Raw genomic sequence first — 19,573 nt, 5'->3', positions numbered from 1 at the left:
AGGGAAGTTTTATTTGGCTGAAAAATGCTTCTCTATTCAATAGAACGGATGAACAATACTCACGTATTTGAGTATAAAAATAGAGGATATGATGGCATTAAGAATTGAATTAGATAGTTATAAACCCGGTATTGCGAAGTTTTTAGCTCAAAAATGGAGTGGTAGTTCTCAAATTGATATACTTGTACAACGCAATCAGGATGGCTATTACTTATCTGGTTTGAATCAATGGAACCCCGAAAAAAATTGGCATACTCTTGAAAATATGTCAGTTGAAAATGAAAAATTAACGGGATACGTTGGTGAATGGTTGGTTGACTCTTTGGTGACACAAGAAAGTCAGCTCCGATTTCTTATACAAATTCGTGATAAGCAAAATCAAAGTTATGTTGATGGTGGTGTTGTTAGTATTGCAGAAACTGTTTTTGCCTCTGCAGCATTAAACGCACAAACAACTTTATCTAATGAAGAACAAGTTATAGAACATCCTGAGCCAGTTAATGATCCTATTGTTGAAGATGAACCGCCATTAATTGAAGAATCTAATATTACCTCTCAAAAGGAAACATTAGTCGAACCTATTGAAACCACCGACCCTGAACCTAAATCTGAATCCGAAATAACACCAGTGGAACCAGTTAAATCGAAAAGCCATCTAGGATTAATTGTTTCTATTGTTGTTGGATGTATGATGCTAATCGGGCTAGGTTTTACGGCGTGGTATTTTTTATTTTTCAAAAATCAATTGCAACCTAACCCAACAGTGGAAATTAGTGGACAATGTAGTTTAAACAACACTTCAACTGATGATTTAACATTTATTCAACAATGTTTACAAACCAAACCTGAAACGGAAGCAATTATTCAGATAATTACTGAAGCTAAAAAAGCAGAAAAATGTAATATAGCTCAACGTTTATACGCAAACCAAGCACAAACAAATGCTAACATTGCTATGTTATATGCAAAAGAATATGACGAAAAATTTTATGAAGCAAATAATTGTTTTAAAGCTGATAAAGAAACGGCTATTTATTGGTATGAAACATCTTTGACTAACGATCCAAAGAATACCTTCGTTAAAGATCGTTTAACCCAATTACAAAAATAGTGAGGAGCAAGAATGAATAAACTAGCTATCTCAAAACTGATTTCCACAATAGGTTTAACATGTTTACCATTAATTGGTTTTGCCGCAGAGCCACTTAAGCAGGTAGGTAAAAAAACGCTATATCAGCGTGTACTAAGTACGCCAACATGCGAATTAAAAAGTAATATTGCTGATCCTACTGGTAAATCTTTACCTGCATTTTCACGTTATTATGTTTATGAGCGCAAAAATCAGAATAATCAGCAATGGCTTAATGTAGGACCAGATTCTTATGGAAAAACTATTGGTTGGATTAATGATTCATGTACTATTGCTTGGAATATGCAAATGACATTAGTTTTTACTAATCCAGTTGATCGTGATCCTTTGCTATTTTTCAAAGATAAGGCTGCATTGACTGCGATTGTTGATGCCGATAAACCTGAAACTTTATTAAAACCTATTCGTGAAGCTCTAAAAGCGAACAAACCAGCTTCAGAGGTGCTTGCTCAAGAACCTAAAGAATTTGTAGATTTTAAAAGCAATTTCTATTTATTACCTATTTTACAAGGTGAAGAAGTAATGAATGGACAAGGGTTTTATGAGAGAGTGCTAGAGGTCGCATCAGTAAGTAAACAAGAGTCATTGATAAAAAATAACCCAAAGCCAACCACTGCTCAAACCACTGATGATAGTGCAAACCAAGTAGTACCATTTAAAGCGGCTATTGTGTTTGTTATTGATTCTACTATTTCTATGGATCCTTATATTTCAAGAACTAAAGAGGCGGTAGAGCGAGTTTATCAGCATATTGAAAAAGAAAACTTACAGGAGCAAGTAAAATTTGGATTGATATCATTTCGATCAAGTTTAAAAGCATCGGATAAGCTCGAATTTGTCACCAAAGTTTTTGCTGACCCAAATAAAGTTAAAGATAAAGAAGACTTTAAAAAGTTAAGTGCTTCACTTAAACAAGCTTCTGTTTCTACCTCGTATTTTGCTGAAGATTCTTATGCGGGGGTTGCTCAGGCATTAAATGATATCAATTGGAATAGTTTTGGCGCACGTTATATGATTTTAATAACAGATGCTAGTGCGATTCCAGGTGATGATAAGCTTTCTAGTACTGGTATGGATGCAGCGCAGCTAAGACTTGAAGCTCAGCATAAAGGTGTTGCCATTTACGCACTCCATTTAAAAACGCCAAGTGGAGCAAAAGATCATCAAGTAGCGGCAGCACAATATTCAGACTTAACTTATAATGATTTCATTCATAAATCACTTTATTACCCAGTCAATGCAGGAGATGTGAATGAATTTGGTAAAAAAGTAGATTCATTAGCGCAAGCACTATCTGAACAAGTCAAACTTGCTTATCAAGGCGAAGCGTCTGTTGGTAATGCGCTTAATGCAAAAGATAGTGACACAGACATGTTGAAAGATGCATTATTACTTGGTAAAGCAATGCAGCTTGCCTATTTGGGGGATGTTAACGGTACTAAAGCACCGTCAGTTTTTAAAGCTTGGATTGCTGATAAAGATTTTGTTAAACCGACCATACCAACGGCTGAACCGCGCATTTTATTAACTAAGTCTCAATTAAGTGATCTAAGCGATATTGTTAGTAAGATCGCTAATGCAGCTAATGATGGATTGATTTCTGCCGATGATATGTTTTCGCAACTTCGCTCTGTTGCTGCCGCAATGGGACAAGATCCAAGTAAATTAAAATCAGATTCTGTCACAAAAATTGCAGATTTGGGTTTACTTGGTGAATATTTAGATAATATCCCTTATAAGAGCGATGTAACGGGGCTTGATCAAGATACATGGAAAAGTATGAGTGGGCTTGAACAAGAAAAATTTATTCGTAATTTAAATAGTAAAATTCGCTATTATCAAAAATGTAATGCAGATGTAGATCGTTGGATTTCATTAGCTGAAGGTAGCGATCCGCGTGAGAATGTGTATCCTATCCCATTAGAAATGTTGCCATAAAGTTGTTTTGTTAGAAAATATGTTAACCATCAATCAAATTGCAATTTCACGCTCAACAGGCAAATCCTTTTTTAGTGTTTGCCTGCCAAATCTAACTGTAAAAGCGGGTGAAGTCGTTGTTATTCAAGGCGATAGTGGTGCAGGTAAAAGTACCTTACTTGAAATGGTAGGAATGATTTTAAAACCAGATAAAATTGATAGCTATAACATGGCTATAGATCATTGTGATATCGATATTGCAACGCTAATTAAGCAAAATAAGATCGATCAATTAGCTAATATTCGAGCTAAATATTTAGGTTTTATGCTACAAACAGGTGGATTATTGCCATTTTTAACGGTTCGTGACAACATTTTATTATCATTAAAGTTATTACAAAAAAAAGTGGATAACAATCGGTTTGATTATTTAGTGCAAAAACTCAATATAGCGCATTTAATCAATAAATACCCCAAACAACTATCAATTGGTGAAAGGCAACGAGCCTCTTTTATTCGCTCAATTATTCATAAACCTGCATTATTACTTGCCGATGAGCCAACTTCGGCATTAGATCCTTATAATGCGAATTTATTGTTTGATCTAATAATTGAACAAGCCCAGCAAGATAATATAGCAGCGATGATAGTCACTCATGATTGGCAACGTATAGCTGATAAAGGCTTATTTACCTTATCAGCTAAGTTAACTTCATCACAATCATCAGAATTTTTACCACAACAAGATAAGGCTTAAAAGATGACTAAAGCATTATCAAAATGGTTACTTATTACTCGTTTATCTTTAGCAGACTTATGGTATGATAAAAAAGTATCATTTTGTATTATCGCCTCAGTGATCTCAGTGATTACACCACTATTATTACTATTTAGTTTAAAATATGGCATAGTTTCGCAACTTCGTGAGCAATTAGTAAACGATCCACAAAATTTAGAAATCAAAATTGTTGGTAATTTACAACTTAATGACGAAATGTTTAATTGGATAAAAAAGCAACCTGAAACCGCTTTTGTGATCCCACTTACACGCTCGTTAAACACGCAAGCTGATTTAATCAAAGACGCTAGCCATTTTGTCAATAATGCCGAAATCATTCCCACCGATAAAGGCGATCCAATAACATATGGATTAGTATTATTGAGTAAAAATCAGATCCTATTAAGTGCATTATCGGCCGAAAAAATGCAGGCTAGCGTAGGTAGCCATATAAAAATGGCAATTACTAGGCAGCTTGATGGAAAACTTGAAAAAGGAATAACAGTATTAGAAGTTGTGGGCATTATCCCCGAAAATCGTTATAACCGAGCTGCGGCTTTTGTCTCTTTAGATTTACTTATTGCGATGGAAGATTTTTATGATGGTTATCAAAGTGACATATTCAAAACATCCACAGGACAATTAAACCGACTTAACCACACATCGTTTGCTCGCGCACGTATTTATGCTAACGAACTAGATAATGTTGCGCCATTGGCCTTTAAATTACGAGAAAAGCATATTGAAACTCGAACGCAATCTAATGCAATCGAAAACGTAAAAGCGATCGATCGTGTACTTAATTTTATTTTTAGTGTTATTGCGATCACGGCAGGGATTGGTTGTATTTTATCATTTTCTGGCTCATTTTTATCCAACATAGAACGTAAGCGCAAGGATATCGCTTTCATGCGACTAATTGGTTTTCAATCTAAAGAAATTATGTTTTATTTAATCAATCAAGTGATTACATTAAGTTGCTTGGCATTTTTTATCTCTTTTGTGCTATTTTTATTAGGAAATTATGCGTTTAATACGATTTTAGGTGAAAATTTAGTTTCACAACCTGTTGTAAGTCGATTACAATTTTATCATTTTATTATTGCATTTATGCTGATCCTATTTATTTCAGCTCTAGTTGTAGCCATAGGAGGTCGACGTGCTATTAAGATCCAACCAGCAGAAAGCCTGCGTGAAGCATAATTATACTCAATTAGCATGTTTTGGATTGGTAGCAATCTGTTTTATTCCGTCATTAAGTTTTGCAGAACCTTGGGACAGCAAATTTTACAACCCAAAGCCCGCAAAAGATGACGTAATTTTACCTATGCCATGTGACGGTAGTTTAGTGATGAAAAAGGTTTTTACCCCAACTAATAAACCGTTAGATGATATTAAAATTATTTTAGGTAGTAACCAAAAAGAACTCGGTTTTGCTGAATATGCAACACCCAATTATATTGCTGGTAGTTTTTCTGACTCAGGTAAAGAGCGCTATTATTTGATAGGTAAATATGAGATTACCACATTGCAATATCAATCCGTCATGAATGATACTTGCCCAACTCCTAAAGTGAATCTTTCCTTTCCCATTACTGATATTAGCTGGTTTGATGCTATTGCCTTCACGGATAAATATAATCGTTGGTTAATTGAAAACCAGTCAAAAATAAAATCAATTAATTTGCCTAATGGTTATGTTCGTCTACCCAATAATACCGAATGGGAGTATGCCGCACGTGGTGGGTCAAAAGTGACAGAATCAGAGTTTCGAGAATCACGATTCCCTATGAAGAGTAATCTCGAAAGCTATGCGTGGTTTTCTGGTGCAAAATCTGCTAATGGTAAATTACAACTGATTGGTAGGTTAGAACCTAACCCGCTAGATCTTTATGATATTTTAGGTAATGCAAGTGAAATGATGTTTGATTCTTTTCGAATGAATAAACTGGATCGCTACCATGGTCAACAAGGTGGAGTAATTGTTCGTGGTGGGAGCTATTTAACACCAGAATCATCAACTACCAGTGCTTTTCGTACCGAAAAACCTTTTTATGATGATAAAGGTGCGTATAAAAGTAAAGATGTTGGATTTCGTTTAGTTTATACAACCGAGGTGATGAATTCGAATAACAAGATCAAAGAGTTAGATAAAGAATGGAGTCAATTAGGTAACGAAACAGACAGCGCAAAAAATGGTAATGTCGTTAATGAGCTTGAAAAAATCACCAAACAAGTTGAAGATGAAAGAACAAAAAAAGAATTAAATAAACTAAATACGCTTTTAAGAAGCGCTAACCAAGCTCGAGATGAACAACGAGATCGTTCCATTCAATCAGCATTACAGCTAGGTGCATTTTTGTGCGCTAATGTTTCCGATTTAAATAGTAAATTTGAGTATAATAACAATTTATATAAAACAATGACCAATGAAGTTTGTGATCCAAAAGAAACAGACACATTGGAAGATGGCAATATGTGCTCAAAAGCGAAGTTAGATAATTTAAAACAGGTTGTTGATGAGTCTAAAAGTGCGCGGGATTTTATATTGAAATACTATTCTGACACAATCGTTAATACTGCTTCAAATTATGAAAAGAATACGATTAATGATCAAGCAAAATCGACTCAATTTATTCTAGAGAATAGTGGAAAAGCTAATATGAGTGATTACTTAAAACTCTACTTCAAACATATTAATCAATATATTGAATCGGGAAAAATTGAGAGAGCGGCTTGGTTACAAACATGTAATGAGATAAAAGGAAACAAATGATGAATAAAATTATTGTAACACTCACTTTATGTGTATCGCTTATTCTAACAGGATGCCAAGGTTCTGGTGGAGTAAGCTCTAGAAACGTCGATCCTGCATTAACTAAAAGCAATACAGCCAAATTTTTCAGCAAATCAGCATGGCAATCTTGTGCTATTGGTGCGGGTTTAGGTGGTATTGGCTGTGTATTAGCTGGTGGAAAAACTAAGGTATGCCTTGCATCTGCGGCAGTTGGTTGTGGTGTGATGATGGGCGCAAACTATTATCTTGATTCTAAACGTGCTGAGTACGCTGATGCCGAAACACGTCTTGATGTTTATATCCAAGACATTCAAAAAAATACCTACGAAGTGCAAGCTGTGACCGAAACAGCTAAAGCTGTATTAGATAAGAATTTAGCAACACTTAAGATACTAAATAATCAAATCAAAAAAGACACATTGAATAAAAAACAAGCTCAAACCGATTTAGCACAAATTGATGCCAATATTGCCTATTTGACAGATAAGTTACAGAGTATGAAGAAAGTTGAAAATGATTGGATTTTAATATCATCCCAAGAACAACAATCTGGTGTAAAAGTATCAAAACTTGATAAACAAATAAATCAATTACATAAACAAATTTCAGTACTTGAAAATCAAATTACTCTTGTTACAAAACAACGTTCAGCAGTTAAGGTTAGCTAATTATGAAAAAAAGATATCTTTTATTACTCAGCCCGCTTGTTTTTTTAGCGGGTTGTTCAACAACACTTGAACAGTGCGATCCCAAAAATACAGATATTGGTATTATGGATAAAATTAGCTGTAATTATTCAGGAAATTACCAATCTCGGGTTGATCGTAAACAACAAATTCTTGAAAATGAAAAAAGAGCCAATCAGCAGTTTAAAGAAATTTATGCCGCTATTGAAAAACAAAAAAATGATAGTGCATTAAGTATTAAACAAAAACAGGCACAACAACAAAAACTGAAAACTGATTTAACTAAACTCACTAACGAAATTAAACAAAAAGCCCAAGGTCGTAATGACTTACAAGCCCAAGTAGCGGATATTGAGCAACAACTTAAAAAAGTGAATAGTTCAAGTAGTTCAGAGCTTGAAAAACAAGTTGAGTTAGACAAGCTAAACAAAAAACTACAACAATTACAAAAAGCACTCAATATATAACTATATTGCTTGTTCAATAACAGCTGAAATAAAAACAGAAAAAGTTAAATAAGCACCTAAGTAAAGAGAAGAGCATTAGCAATGCAACGAATAATAAGAATTGTGTTTGATCATAATAATATTGAAAAGAAGTCTTTATTAGAACAATATTATTCTTTATTAGCATTGCTAAAACCTCATTTAACTGAACGTACGTTTTCAATTTTAGCTATACCAAAATTAATTGATAATAATCAATATATTGCTTGGCATACTCCGTTAGAGGGGCAACCAATCTTATTGAGCAATATCAGTAATCCATTGCAGCAAACTGAAATAAGAAACACCCTACAAAACCGCATTAACGATATCGAAGATGCGGTTAAATTAATTTCAGTTACCGATGATGAACGGGCACTTATTTTATCATGGTTACCTAGGTTCAAAAATGCGGATAACCCTATTTATGTCATTAATGATGATCCTGTTATTGTTAATACTTTTGAAGGGCCCATATTGTCTATTACCACACCAGTTCCTATTGTTACACCAACACCATTTTTGCGTTGGTGGCACTTTTTACTGTTAGCTTTATTCCTAATAGGACTATTGGGTTTACTTTGGTATCTATTTTGCTCATTTGCAAAACCCAAAACAGTTGTTTCTGCTGTAAAACCACTCATCACACAGCCAATTGAACCGCTGACAGAAATCAATCCTACGGTAAAATTAGAACCTGAACCGATAACATTGGAAAACACCACTAAACAGTGTATTACGCACGAAGAGATTGCCAATATAACCGATCATTCCAAAATGGTTATGGTATTTGACAATTCTGCATCCATGACGATCACTTTAATAGAATCCCAAGCGGAGATAAAAAAATTCTTAAATGCTGACTTTTATTCAATGACACAAAAACAAGCCGATGCTTATGAAAAGCGCATGACACGTTTACCTAACCGCTTATCAAGCAGCAAAAAGGTCGCGTTATGGGCCATTGATAAAATACAACCAGAAGTTAACATCGCTTTAGTAACACTTTCGTCTTGCCCTGCGGCACATAAGACATCGTTTTATAGTTATGAAAATAGAGATAAATTAAAAAACAAAATTAACAGATTAAAGCCATTAGAGTACAATAGTGCAACGCCTTTATATAATGGTATAAAACAAGCCAGCAAAATGCTTGACGGCGTCAATCGTGATGATTACATTTTAGTCATTAGCGACGGCGAAGATAACTGCACCAAAGCCAACATTTGTATCTTAGCAAATAAAATTTCCACCCAACAACCACGCCTAAAAATAAATATTGTTGATATTGCAGGACAGCACAAAATTGACTGTATTGCTGAAAAAACAGGTGGTAAAGTTTATATAGCTCAAAGCCCAACTGCAATTGTTGAACAGATGAATAATGCCCTTTCAACGATGAAGATCAGCAAACCGATATGTGAATAATGGCTTTTAAATAATACGCCACAAGCAAATATTATATTTATTGCTATTTATATACAAAATGGTAATAAAAGATATTTTTAATCGTCAAAATAATGCAATATAAGGAATAAAAAGACCATGCAACGAATAACAAGGATAGCCTTTGATTCCAATAACCCCGATACAATACTCCTATTAGAACAATATCATTCTTTACTATTATTATTAAAACCTTATTTAACTGAACGTACTTTTTCAATTTTAGCCACACCAAAGTTAATTGATAATCAGCAATATGTAGGTTGGTATACTGATCTTGAAGGGCAACCGCTTTTACTTGATAACATTATTAACCAATTGCAAAAAGGCGAGATTACCAAAAAATTACAAACGCGCCTTAATGACATTGAAACTGCAGTAAACCTTATGTCATTAAGTAATGAAGAGCAAAATTTAGTTTCAATATGGCTTCCTAAAATTAAAAGCTCAAGTAACTTAATTTATGTCATCAATGATGAACCTGTCATTGTTAATACTTTTCAAGAAGGTGTGCAACCTGCACCTGCGCCAATTTTTGCGCCAATACCATTTTGGCATTGGTGGCATTTTTTACTTTTAGCCTTATTTTTAGTTGGACTACTTGGTTTACTTTGGTACTTATTTTGTCCGCTTGCAAAACCTAAAATTGTGCCTGCTGAGCCAGTATCGAAGCCAGTTATTTCGGCACCTGTTGAAGAAAAACAGCCAGAACCTGTGCCAGAGCCAGCAACAATACTACAACAGTCCGAGCCACCGTTGGTGTCTGAGCCTATTGCAAAATCTGAACCAGCGTTAACACCAGCAGCAGTGCCTAAGGTAAAAAATCCGCCTAACTGCATAACCAAAGAAGAGATTAAAAAAAATTCTAATCCTTCAAAAATGGTTATGATTTTTGACAACTCATTATCAATGACCGTCACCTTAAATGAACCACCACAAGAGGTTGAAAAATACTTCCAATATATGTCCTATGATTATGGTCGTAACATGTCAGAACAAGACAGAATCAATTATGAAAAACGCATGACACGTTTACCAACTCGTTTATCGAGTAGTAAGAATGTAGCAACCTCAAGTATTGATAAAATACAACAAAATATCGATATTTCGCTTGTCACCTTAACAAGTTGCCCAGCGGCCGATGTTTCGCCATTTTATAATTACACAAATCGAGGAACGCTAAAACGAAAAATAAAACGACTAACACCAACAGCGGCAGGTGGTGGTGGAACGCCTTTGTACAGTGGGCTACAAAAAGCTAGCCAAATGCTTGATGGTGTAAAACGTGATGATTATATTCTGATAATCAGTGATGGCGAAGACAACTGTTCAAGAAATAACATCTGTACACTAGTTAATTATATTGCATCACAAAAGCCACGGTTAAAAATTAATATTGTCGATATTGCTGGCGAACACAAAATTGATTGCATTGCTAATGCCACAGGTGGCAAGGTTTACATAGCCCAAAGCTCTAAAGATATGATAAAACAGATGAATAAAGCGGTATCAAGCTTAAAAATCAACAGACCAACCTGCCAATAAAAAAACAAACTGCGCCAAATTATTTGTTCGGCGCACTAAGCTAGTTTTTTTGGTTGGCACATTTGAACACTTTGGAATTTAAAACAATAAAAACACATTTTATAGACTTAAAATAAAAAAGATATTATCTTTCATCAAAAATCAATCAGTAAATGCATTGATTTTATTAAATTTTTCGTTTTCAAAAAAAAACAACTTTCTCACAATCATTATTCTCAATAAAAAACCAGACATTGTTTCTGGTTTTTTTGCTTTTTGTTATTGTATATTTAGAAATCTAAATTCACTGCTTTAAGGGCATTTTCTTCAATAAATAGTCGGCGTGGCTCAACTTCATCACCCATTAATGTGGTAAATAATTGATCCGCTTCAATTGCATCTTTTATGGTGACTTGCAACATACGACGACTGGTTGGATCCATTGTGGTTTCCCATAACTGTTCTGGGTTCATTTCACCTAGTCCTTTATAACGCTGAATAGTTAATCCACGACGTGATTCTTTAATTAACCAATCAACAGCTTCATCAAAAGATTCTACGGGTTGTTTGCGTTCTCCACGTTGAATAAAGGCGCTGTATTCAAGTAGATCTTTTAATTGTGCACCAAGGTGACAGATATTACGGTATTCATTACTATGGATGAATACTTGATCTAATGGATAATTAGTATCTACACCATGAGTTTTTACTTTAATGATTGGCACATATAGCTGTGCTTTTTCATTATATTCAGCTGAATAAAGGTAGCTGCTACCATGTTGTTCTTTATTTGATAGTTTTTCAACAAGGGTTTTTGCCCAATTTTCGGCTTGTTGTTGGTTTTGTAAAATACTTTCGTTTAATACATCATGATAAACCAATTCCGATAGCAACGCTTTTGGATAGCGACGTTCCATTTTTGTAATAAGTTTTTCGACTTTTTGATATTCAGCAATTAGTCTTTCTAATGCTTCGCCTGCAAGTGCAGGTGCATGGTCATTGACATGTAACGATGCATCTTCAAGCGCTAAGGCAATTTGAAATTGCGTCATTGCCTCATCATCTTTGATATATTGTTCTTGCTTGCCTTTTTTGACTTTGTATAAAGGTGGCTGTGCAATATAGACATAACCTCGCTCAATGATTTCTGGCATTTGTCGGTAGAAGAATGTTAATAATAACGTTCGAATATGCGAGCCATCAACGTCGGCATCGGTCATGATAATAATGCTGTGGTAACGCATTTTGTCTGGGTTATATTCATCACGACCAATACCACAACCTAATGCTGTAATTAGCGTTCCGACTTCTTGAGATGAGAGCATTTTGTCAAAGCGGGCTTTTTCGACATTTAAAATTTTACCTTTAAGCGGTAAGATTGCTTGATTTTTGCGATTGCGCCCCTGTTTTGCAGAGCCACCCGCAGAGTCCCCTTCCACTAAGTATAATTCAGATAAAGCTGGGTCTTTTTCTTGGCAATCAGCAAGTTTACCAGGTAATCCGCCTAAGTCTAAAGCGCCTTTTCGACGTGTCATTTCGCGCGCTTTACGGGCGGCTTCTCGTGCTCTTGCGGCATCGATGATTTTTCCGACAACAATTTTGGCATCACTTGGGTTTTCAAGTAGATATTCTGTTAACTTTTCGCCCATTACGGATTCAACTGCGGATTTTACTTCTGATGATACCAATTTGTCTTTGGTTTGTGATGAAAATTTAGGGTCAGGTACTTTAACTGATACTACCGCAATTAAACCCTCACGAGCATCATCTCCTGTGGCGCTGATTTTGGCTTTTTTGCTGTATCCTTCTGCTTCCATATAGTTATTTAATGTGCGCGTCATTGCACCTCGGAAACCCGCCAAGTGAGTACCACCATCTCGTTGTGGAATGTTGTTAGTAAAGCAATAGATGTTTTCTTGGTAACCATCGTTCCATTGTAGTGCTACTTCAACACCAATACCGTCTTTTTCTGTGCTGAAATAAAATATTTTAGGATGAATAGGGTTTTTATTTTTGTTTAAGTATTCAACAAACGCTTGAATGCCACCTTCGTAATGATAATGTTCATTTTTGCCTGTGCGCTCATCAAGTAATTTTATTGATACGCCTGAGTTTAAGAATGATAATTCTCGTAGTCGTTTTGCTAATATTTCGTAGACAAACTCAATATTGGTAAATGTTTCTGGGCTTGGCCAGAAGCGTACATAGGTGCCTGATTCTGTGGTTTGACCAATGACATTAAGTGGTGCTTGTGGTACCCCTAAATTGTAAATTTGTTGGTGAATTTTTCCATCACGATAAATGATAAGTTCTAATTTATCGGATAAGGCATTAACAACTGAAACCCCAACGCCATGTAACCCGCCAGAAACTTTGTATGAGTTGTCATCAAATTTACCGCCGGCATGTAATACGGTCATGATAACTTCTGCTGCTGAAATACCTTCTTCTTCATGAATACCTGTTGGAATACCGCGACCATCGTCACGTACAGAAACAGAGTTATCAGGGTGGATTGTTACTTCAATATGGTGACAATATCCAGCTAATGCTTCATCTATGGCATTATCAACAACTTCAAAAACCATATGGTGAAGTCCTGTACCATCATCAGTATCACCAATATACATACCTGGACGTTTACGGACAGCATCAAGTCCTTTGAGTACTTTAATGCTAGAAGAATCATAAGAATTAGACATGGATTTCTCGACTTTTTTGATTGTTTATATCGTTCTGTATATTTACGAAATTATACCAGATTTTATGTGAAAAATCTTATCATTTTCATCGATCATATGGGTAATTTGATCTTGGTTAACTGCGGTAATAAACACTTGTGAATTTGCTAATTTTAATCGCTTTGCTAGCAAATCACGTTTATTGTGGTCTAGTTCTGAAGCAAAATCATCAATCAAGTAAATACAAGATTGTGAATTTTGTTTTGAATAATATTCACCTTGAGACAACCGTAAAGCACACATCATTAGTTTTAGCTGACCCCTGGATAAGAGATCTTCAACAGGGATATTATCAATACGTAATTTTATATCTGCTTTATGTGGTCCAAGGGTGGTGTAATTAAGGAGCTTATCGCGATCGTACTGTTTTTGTAACTGTTCGGAGTAATTAATTCCATGATCCCAACCTTGATAATATTGGCAATTAAGTTGATATTCGGGTAAAAAATCACGGCAAGTCTGAATAATTTGAGGAAAAATATGTTGTAAATAATCGGCTCGAATTTGGCTAATTTTTTCGGCAAGTGGGGCAATCTCTTTGTCCCAAGGTAATAATTGTTTATAGCTATGGGCTTGTTTTAAAAGTGCATTACGTTGTTTAAATAGGCGTTTTAAATTGTTCCATAACTGAACAAATTCAGGGTGATGATGAAAACATCCCCAATCGGTAAATGCACGGCGATATTTGGGGCCACCACTCAATAAATCAAATCCCTCAGGTGTCACTAATTGTATTGGTAATAACTTGGCTAAATCAGCTAATCGAAAGCCTTCGTCTCCATCTATTTTTATTTTATTTTCATTATTTCGTGATTTTGAAAGACCTATTGAATGGACTTGCTGATTGGTATTTTTTATCTCACTGAATAATACAAGCTCAGGTTGTTCATGCTGAATAATTCGATTTGATTGGGCGTGCCTAAATGCTCGCCCATGACCAAGCATATAAATAGCTTCAAGTAGACTGGTTTTGCCACTGCCATTATCACCAACAATAAAGTTGAAATGCGGCGATAAAGCAAGTTTCGCATAATCAATATTGCGGAAGTGGTGAACGTTGATGGTTGATAGAGTCATATACTGTCAATTATTCCGACCGAAGCCGGAAAATTAAATAAGATTTGATTATAAGCGCATTGGCATAACAACATAAGTTGCTGTCTGATTATTGATATCTTCTATTTGTACACTTGATGTTGCATCGGTTAATAATAGTTGTACTCTATCACATTTCAATGTATTTAATATATCAAGTAAATAGGTTACATTGAAGCCAATTTCAAGCTCTGCTGATTCATATTTTACGTCAATAACTTCTTCTGCTTCTTCTTGTTCAGGGTTGTTTGCTGTAATCTTTATTTGATTGTTATGGGCATGAAGTCGAATTCCACGGAATTTTTCATTAGATAAGATAGCAACCCGTGACAGGGCATTTCTTAGCTCTTCGCAGGCGACTTCAAGTGGTTTATCTGGATTACGCGGTAATACCCTTTTATAGTCAGGAAATCTGCCATCAATAAGTTTTGATGTAAATGTGAAATCACCAAGATTAACTCGTAAGTTATTATGACCAATTTGCATTGTGATAAGTTCGTCGTTATCACTAACCAATTTTGCCAGTTCAAGCACCCCTTTTCTTGGTAAAATGACTGCGTGGTGATTTTTTATATTTTGCTCAATGGGCTGTGCGCATAACGCTAGTCGGTGTCCATCGGTTGCGACAGTTTTTAATAGGTTATCTTCAATTTCAAATAGCATGCCATTTAAGTAATATCTGACATCTTGATTTGCCATTGAAAATTGTACCGCATCAATAAGTCGTTTTATTGTTCTTTGTGGTACTGAAAGATCAACATCACTTTGCCAATTTTCTAAATTAGGAAAATCGTTAGCAGGTAGCGTTGCTAAAGAAAATTTACTACGACCCGATTGAATCATTAATCGATTATCGTCAACACTTATCGATATCTTTGCATCATTAGGTAGGTTTCGACAGATATCAAGAAATTTTCTTGCCGGTACGGTAGTTGCGCCAGGTTCACTTGGCTCAATTAATGGTAAATGAGATATCATCTCTATTTCAAGATCCGTTCCTGTCATTGATAATGTGTTGTCATTAACTTGTAATAATAAATTCCCCAAAATAGGTAACGTCGGGCGATTACTCAATGGGGCGCTGACAAGTTGCAATGGTTTTATCAGTTTTTCACGATCTATAATAAATTTCATGGTATTGATTCTTTTTTAAGTTGATAATGTTCTAATTAAATTGGAGTAATCTTCTTTAATTGCATTGCTTTCTTCTTTTAATTCGGCAATCTTTCTGCATGCATGTAATACGGTGGTGTGGTCTCGTCCACCAAAGCCGTCACCGATCTCAGGCAGACTTTTGTTCGTAAGCTCTTTGGCAAGCGCCATCGCGACTTGTCGTGGTCTTGCAACTGAACGAGAACGGCGTTTAGAAAGTAAATCAGATACTTTAATTTTATAATATTCCGCAACTGTCTTTTGTATATTTTCAATAGTGACAAGTTTTTCTTGTAAAGCGAGTAAATCTTTTAAAGCATCTTTAACAAAATCTATGGTAATAGCTTTACCAGTAAAATTGGCATTAGCAATAACCCGATTAAGTGCGCCTTCCAACTCACGAACATTCGAACGTAGTCGTTTAGCAATAAAAAAAGCGACCTCTTCAGGTAATTTGATATGATTTTCTTCGGCTTTTTTCATTAAAATCGCAACCCGTGTTTCAAGTTCAGGAGGTTCGATTGCGATGGTTAACCCCCAACCAAAACGTGATTTTAGACGATCTTCAACACCATCAATCTCTTTAGGGTAACGATCTGATGTTAAAATAATTTGTTGATTACCTTCTAATAACGAGTTAAAAGTGTGAAAAAATTCTTCTTGGGATCGCTCTTTATTGGCAAAAAATTGAATATCATCAATCAGTAAGGCATCGACTGAACGATAGTAATTTTTAAACTCTTCTATCGCATTGTTTTGCAGTGCTTTTACCATATCTTGGACAAAACGCTCCGAGTGCATGTAAACCACTTTGGCATTGGTTTTTGATGCCATTATTTGGTTACCTACTGCATGTAATAAATGCGTTTTACCTAAACCCGTCGAACCATATAAAAATAAAGGGTTATAAGCTTTGCCTGGGTTTTCAGCTACTTGTTTGGCTGCAGCAGCAGCAAGTTGATTTGATTTACCTTCAACAAAACTATTAAAAGTGTGTTTATGATTAATACCCGAACGATAAGTATGATTGTGATTTGTTTCTTTTGTTGTTTGCCAAGCAGGTAAAACTTCTTCTTTACGTTGATTATTTTGCGTTTTTTTATCTTTGGATACGGTTGAACCAACTTCAAGAAATAGTTTTAAAGAATCGTCATTGAAAAGCTTATTTAGCAATTGGGATATCGTAGTTAAATATTTATTTTTTACCCAATCTAGCACAAATCTATTTGGTGCATAAATATAGAGTTTATTATCAACCATTTCCGCTTGCAACGGGCGAATCCATAAATTAAATTCTGTCGTAGGGATTTCTTCTTGTAACTGAGAAAGGCAATCTTGCCAAATTGCGGTAGGCACGGCAACTCCTTCAACTTTTCTTACTAACAATACTGAGAAGCATTATAATATCTTTTGTGGATAATTTGTAGATCTAAGTCAATATATAATTTAGTTGTTAACAAAAAAGAGATAAAAAACCCGGCTTTTAACCGGGTCTTAATGAATAACTAAAAACAAAGATTATTTTGTTGAATTAGTTACTTGAACTTCTTGAATGTTACGTGCTTTAACTTCAATTTCAACACGACGATCTGGTGCTAAACATGCTTTTAAGTTAGCGCCACGAAGTGCATTACATTTAGTACCAGTAACAGGTTGAGATTTACCCACACCACGAGCACTAATTAGATTAGCAGGAACACCTTTTTCAACTAAGTATTTCATTACTGAGTGAGCCCGTTGTTCTGATAATTTTTGGTTATAGCTCTCTGAACCAATACGGTCAGTATGGCCAATTACCACTACTGCGCTTTCAGTTGGGTTGATTTTAATAAGATTTGTTAATAAGTTATCTAATGCTTGACGACCTTCAGCTTTTAAGTCAGCTTTTGCATAAGCAAATAGCACGTCTTCATTTAATACATAACGTTTTACTTCAGTTTTTAATTCAACTGGAGCTGGTGTATCTAATGTTGCTAAACGGTAAGTAACACCTAAGCTTACAGTACCCGCATCTGGAGATGCGTCAGTTTTAGTGTGAATATGTTGCACGTATTGGTATTCTAAACGAGTTGATAAATCGTCAGTTAAACGATAATCAACACCTAAAGCATAAACAGGAGAAACGTCTGTTTTTGAACCATGATCAAGTTTTTCGTATTTTTTTACTAAACCGCCATTTTTCCATTTAGCGATAGTGACCATACCACCTGCACGGCCATAGATATCTAGACCGTCAATGATAGGGTAGCTCAATTTACCAGTTAAAGATACGCCTTGAGCAGATACTTTGCTATGACCTAGATCATAGTTTTTACCTGCATAATGGAAAGATCTTTTATATTTAGCAGATCCTAACCAATCGTAGCCTAATTCAAATGCTAAATAAGGGTTTGCTTGGAAACCAAGGAAAGCACCTCCAGCGACATTGCTGCGATCTGAAGTGCTGACTCCGACGTTATCCCATACGCGAACTCTATTTGCATCTAAACGATAAAGTTCTGACCAACCTAATTTAGCACCTGCATAAAAAGAGTTATTTTCATATGCCGCATTAGCTGTTAAACTTGCAACTGCAATCGCTAGAGCTAGAGTAGTTTTTTTCATTTTATTGCCTCAACTTAAATGTTGTTATAGACGATGTTTAATTTCTTTATTGTTTAAAATTTACTTTAAATAAAAAGAACAATTACTTATTTTTATATAATTATGTTACCCATAATCTGTTGCGTAGTATAGCATAGATAATAGGCAAATCTATAGTTATTGCTATCTAATAAAAAATATTTAAATAATTTTATCAAATCATTTTGTTAATGGTTATATAAAAGTCATTAATGGTATTGGCTAATGAATTAGCCATAATAAAGAAGTCAGCTTCAAGTCTTTTATCAAACTCATCTGAACCGATATCTTCATTTTCATCTAAAATAACCGAATCAAATTTAATTCGTTTAAAAGTTAAATCACTATTAACAATAAAGCTGACGCCTCTTTCATCGATAATTTTAATTTTAGTGATCCATTTGCCAGAATCGAAATGAACACGCATTTCATCACTGGTGATTTCTTGATTTTTGCAGCTGATAATTCCATTTCCTTCAAGAGGATCTTTTAGTTCGGCTTGATCGCCTAATATAAAGGGTGGAAAATTCAGATTTTCTTTAACCCAAGTCGTCATGATTTGTTCAAGTGGTTTATCAATAGATAACGGCGTTAATGCAAGCGAGCCAAGCTCTTTACGCAAAATAGCTAAGATATCTTCTGATTGTTTAAAGCTACTGCAATCAACAACAATGCGTTTATTATTGGTGTCGAGCCATAACCAATAGTGATTATATTTACTAAAAGCCCTAGGCATTAGATCAATCATAACTTCATCTTTTAAAGTGGCTTTTTCATTTTTAGTTAGTTTTCTGCTTAGTGCTTGTTCTTGTTTATCGATTTTTTCTAGTAAAGCTTGTTTTATTACGGGGGCGGGTAATATTTTTGTTTCTTTTTTTATCCGTAATAATAAATGCCCTTGCATATCAACTATAAAATCCTCTTGATTATTATCATGATAAGGCGAAACCCAGCCCATTTTTGTGGTGTCTAAATTACCACATGGAGTAAAAGGGTGAGACTTTAGTGCTTTTTCTATTGCATCTTTATTAAGTAACGTGTCGTTATTAAGTTGGTAAATTATGGCATTTTTAAACCAAAGCATACTTTTCTATTTCCTGAATTTTTTGTAATAAAGATTTTATTTCATTTAAACAGCAATTACTGATTATTGTAAGTGTTGCTATTATGATTTTGATAT

General features: G+C 34.9%; 15 protein-coding genes. 9 read left to right on the top strand and 6 right to left on the bottom strand.

What is annotated here, in order from left to right:
* Positions 1-91: 91 nt before the first annotated feature.
* The 9 genes from GA0061080_RS01280 (at position 92) to GA0061080_RS01240 (ending at position 10,804) form a co-directional block, all read left to right on the top strand.
* Positions 92-1,111, top strand: coding sequence for a flagellar basal body-associated FliL family protein (locus tag GA0061080_RS01280; protein WP_091119725.1), 1,020 nt, complete (start codon positions 92-94; stop codon positions 1,109-1,111).
* A 12-nt stretch (positions 1,112-1,123) separates the two neighbouring features.
* Positions 1,124-3,088, top strand: coding sequence for a vWA domain-containing protein (locus GA0061080_RS01275; protein WP_091119722.1), 1,965 nt, complete (start codon positions 1,124-1,126; stop codon positions 3,086-3,088).
* Positions 3,089-3,107: 19 nt separating this feature from the next.
* On the top strand, positions 3,108-3,824 hold the full coding sequence (locus tag GA0061080_RS01270; RefSeq protein WP_091119717.1) for an ABC transporter ATP-binding protein: 717 nt from the start codon (positions 3,108-3,110) through the stop codon (positions 3,822-3,824).
* Between the two features lie 3 nt (positions 3,825-3,827).
* Positions 3,828-5,048: an ABC transporter permease gene (locus GA0061080_RS01265; protein WP_091119714.1), complete on the top strand. Its 1,221-nt coding sequence runs from the start codon at positions 3,828-3,830 to the stop codon at positions 5,046-5,048.
* A complete protein-coding gene (locus tag GA0061080_RS01260; RefSeq protein WP_209435685.1) occupies positions 5,038-6,621 on the top strand; it encodes an SUMF1/EgtB/PvdO family nonheme iron enzyme in 1,584 nt (527 codons plus the stop codon). Before GA0061080_RS01265 ends, GA0061080_RS01260 begins: the two co-directional genes overlap by 11 nt.
* The gene (locus tag GA0061080_RS01255; RefSeq protein WP_141683069.1) at positions 6,618-7,310 is read left to right on the top strand and encodes a hypothetical protein; all 693 of its coding nucleotides are present in this window, start codon (positions 6,618-6,620) and stop codon (positions 7,308-7,310) included. The genes GA0061080_RS01260 and GA0061080_RS01255 overlap by 4 nt, the downstream gene beginning before the upstream one ends.
* A gap of 2 nt (positions 7,311-7,312) precedes the next feature.
* Positions 7,313-7,795, top strand: a complete 483-nt coding sequence (locus GA0061080_RS01250; protein ID WP_091119707.1) for a hypothetical protein — start codon at positions 7,313-7,315, stop codon at positions 7,793-7,795.
* An 81-nt stretch (positions 7,796-7,876) separates the two neighbouring features.
* The gene (locus GA0061080_RS01245) at positions 7,877-9,241 is read left to right on the top strand and encodes a VWA domain-containing protein (protein WP_091119703.1); all 1,365 of its coding nucleotides are present in this window, start codon (positions 7,877-7,879) and stop codon (positions 9,239-9,241) included.
* A 117-nt stretch (positions 9,242-9,358) separates the two neighbouring features.
* The gene (locus GA0061080_RS01240; RefSeq protein ID WP_091119700.1) at positions 9,359-10,804 is read left to right on the top strand and encodes a VWA domain-containing protein; all 1,446 of its coding nucleotides are present in this window, start codon (positions 9,359-9,361) and stop codon (positions 10,802-10,804) included.
* 269 nt (positions 10,805-11,073) lie between these two features.
* On the opposite strand, the gene gyrB is transcribed toward GA0061080_RS01240, so the two are convergent.
* The 6 genes from gyrB to GA0061080_RS01210 all read right to left on the bottom strand — a co-directional run bounded on the left by gyrB (position 11,074) and on the right by GA0061080_RS01210 (position 19,477).
* Positions 11,074-13,485 (bottom strand): DNA topoisomerase (ATP-hydrolyzing) subunit B, encoded by a 2,412-nt coding sequence (gene gyrB, locus GA0061080_RS01235; RefSeq protein WP_091119696.1) that lies wholly within the window; start codon positions 13,483-13,485, stop codon positions 11,074-11,076.
* 42 nt (positions 13,486-13,527) lie between these two features.
* Positions 13,528-14,601, bottom strand: coding sequence for a DNA replication/repair protein RecF (gene recF / locus GA0061080_RS01230; RefSeq protein ID WP_091119693.1), 1,074 nt, complete (start codon positions 14,599-14,601; stop codon positions 13,528-13,530).
* A gap of 48 nt (positions 14,602-14,649) precedes the next feature.
* Positions 14,650-15,753, bottom strand: coding sequence for a DNA polymerase III subunit beta (gene dnaN, locus GA0061080_RS01225; RefSeq protein WP_091119689.1), 1,104 nt, complete (start codon positions 15,751-15,753; stop codon positions 14,650-14,652).
* A 15-nt stretch (positions 15,754-15,768) separates the two neighbouring features.
* A complete protein-coding gene (gene dnaA / locus GA0061080_RS01220; protein ID WP_091119685.1) occupies positions 15,769-17,127 on the bottom strand; it encodes a chromosomal replication initiator protein DnaA in 1,359 nt (452 codons plus the stop codon).
* Between the two features lie 162 nt (positions 17,128-17,289).
* Complete coding sequence (ompA, locus tag GA0061080_RS01215; protein WP_091119682.1) at positions 17,290-18,375, bottom strand: porin OmpA; 1,086 nt, start codon at positions 18,373-18,375, stop codon at positions 17,290-17,292.
* Between the two features lie 193 nt (positions 18,376-18,568).
* A complete protein-coding gene (locus tag GA0061080_RS01210; RefSeq protein ID WP_091119678.1) occupies positions 18,569-19,477 on the bottom strand; it encodes a recombination-associated protein RdgC in 909 nt (302 codons plus the stop codon).
* Between the last annotated feature and the right edge of the window lie 96 nt (positions 19,478-19,573).

The organism is Gilliamella intestini, assembly GCF_900094935.1.
Classification (GTDB): Bacteria; Pseudomonadota; Gammaproteobacteria; order Enterobacterales; family Orbaceae; genus Gilliamella; species Gilliamella intestini.
The sequence above is the reverse complement of the archived record's forward strand: the minus strand, read 5'-3'. Positions and strand labels throughout refer to the sequence as shown.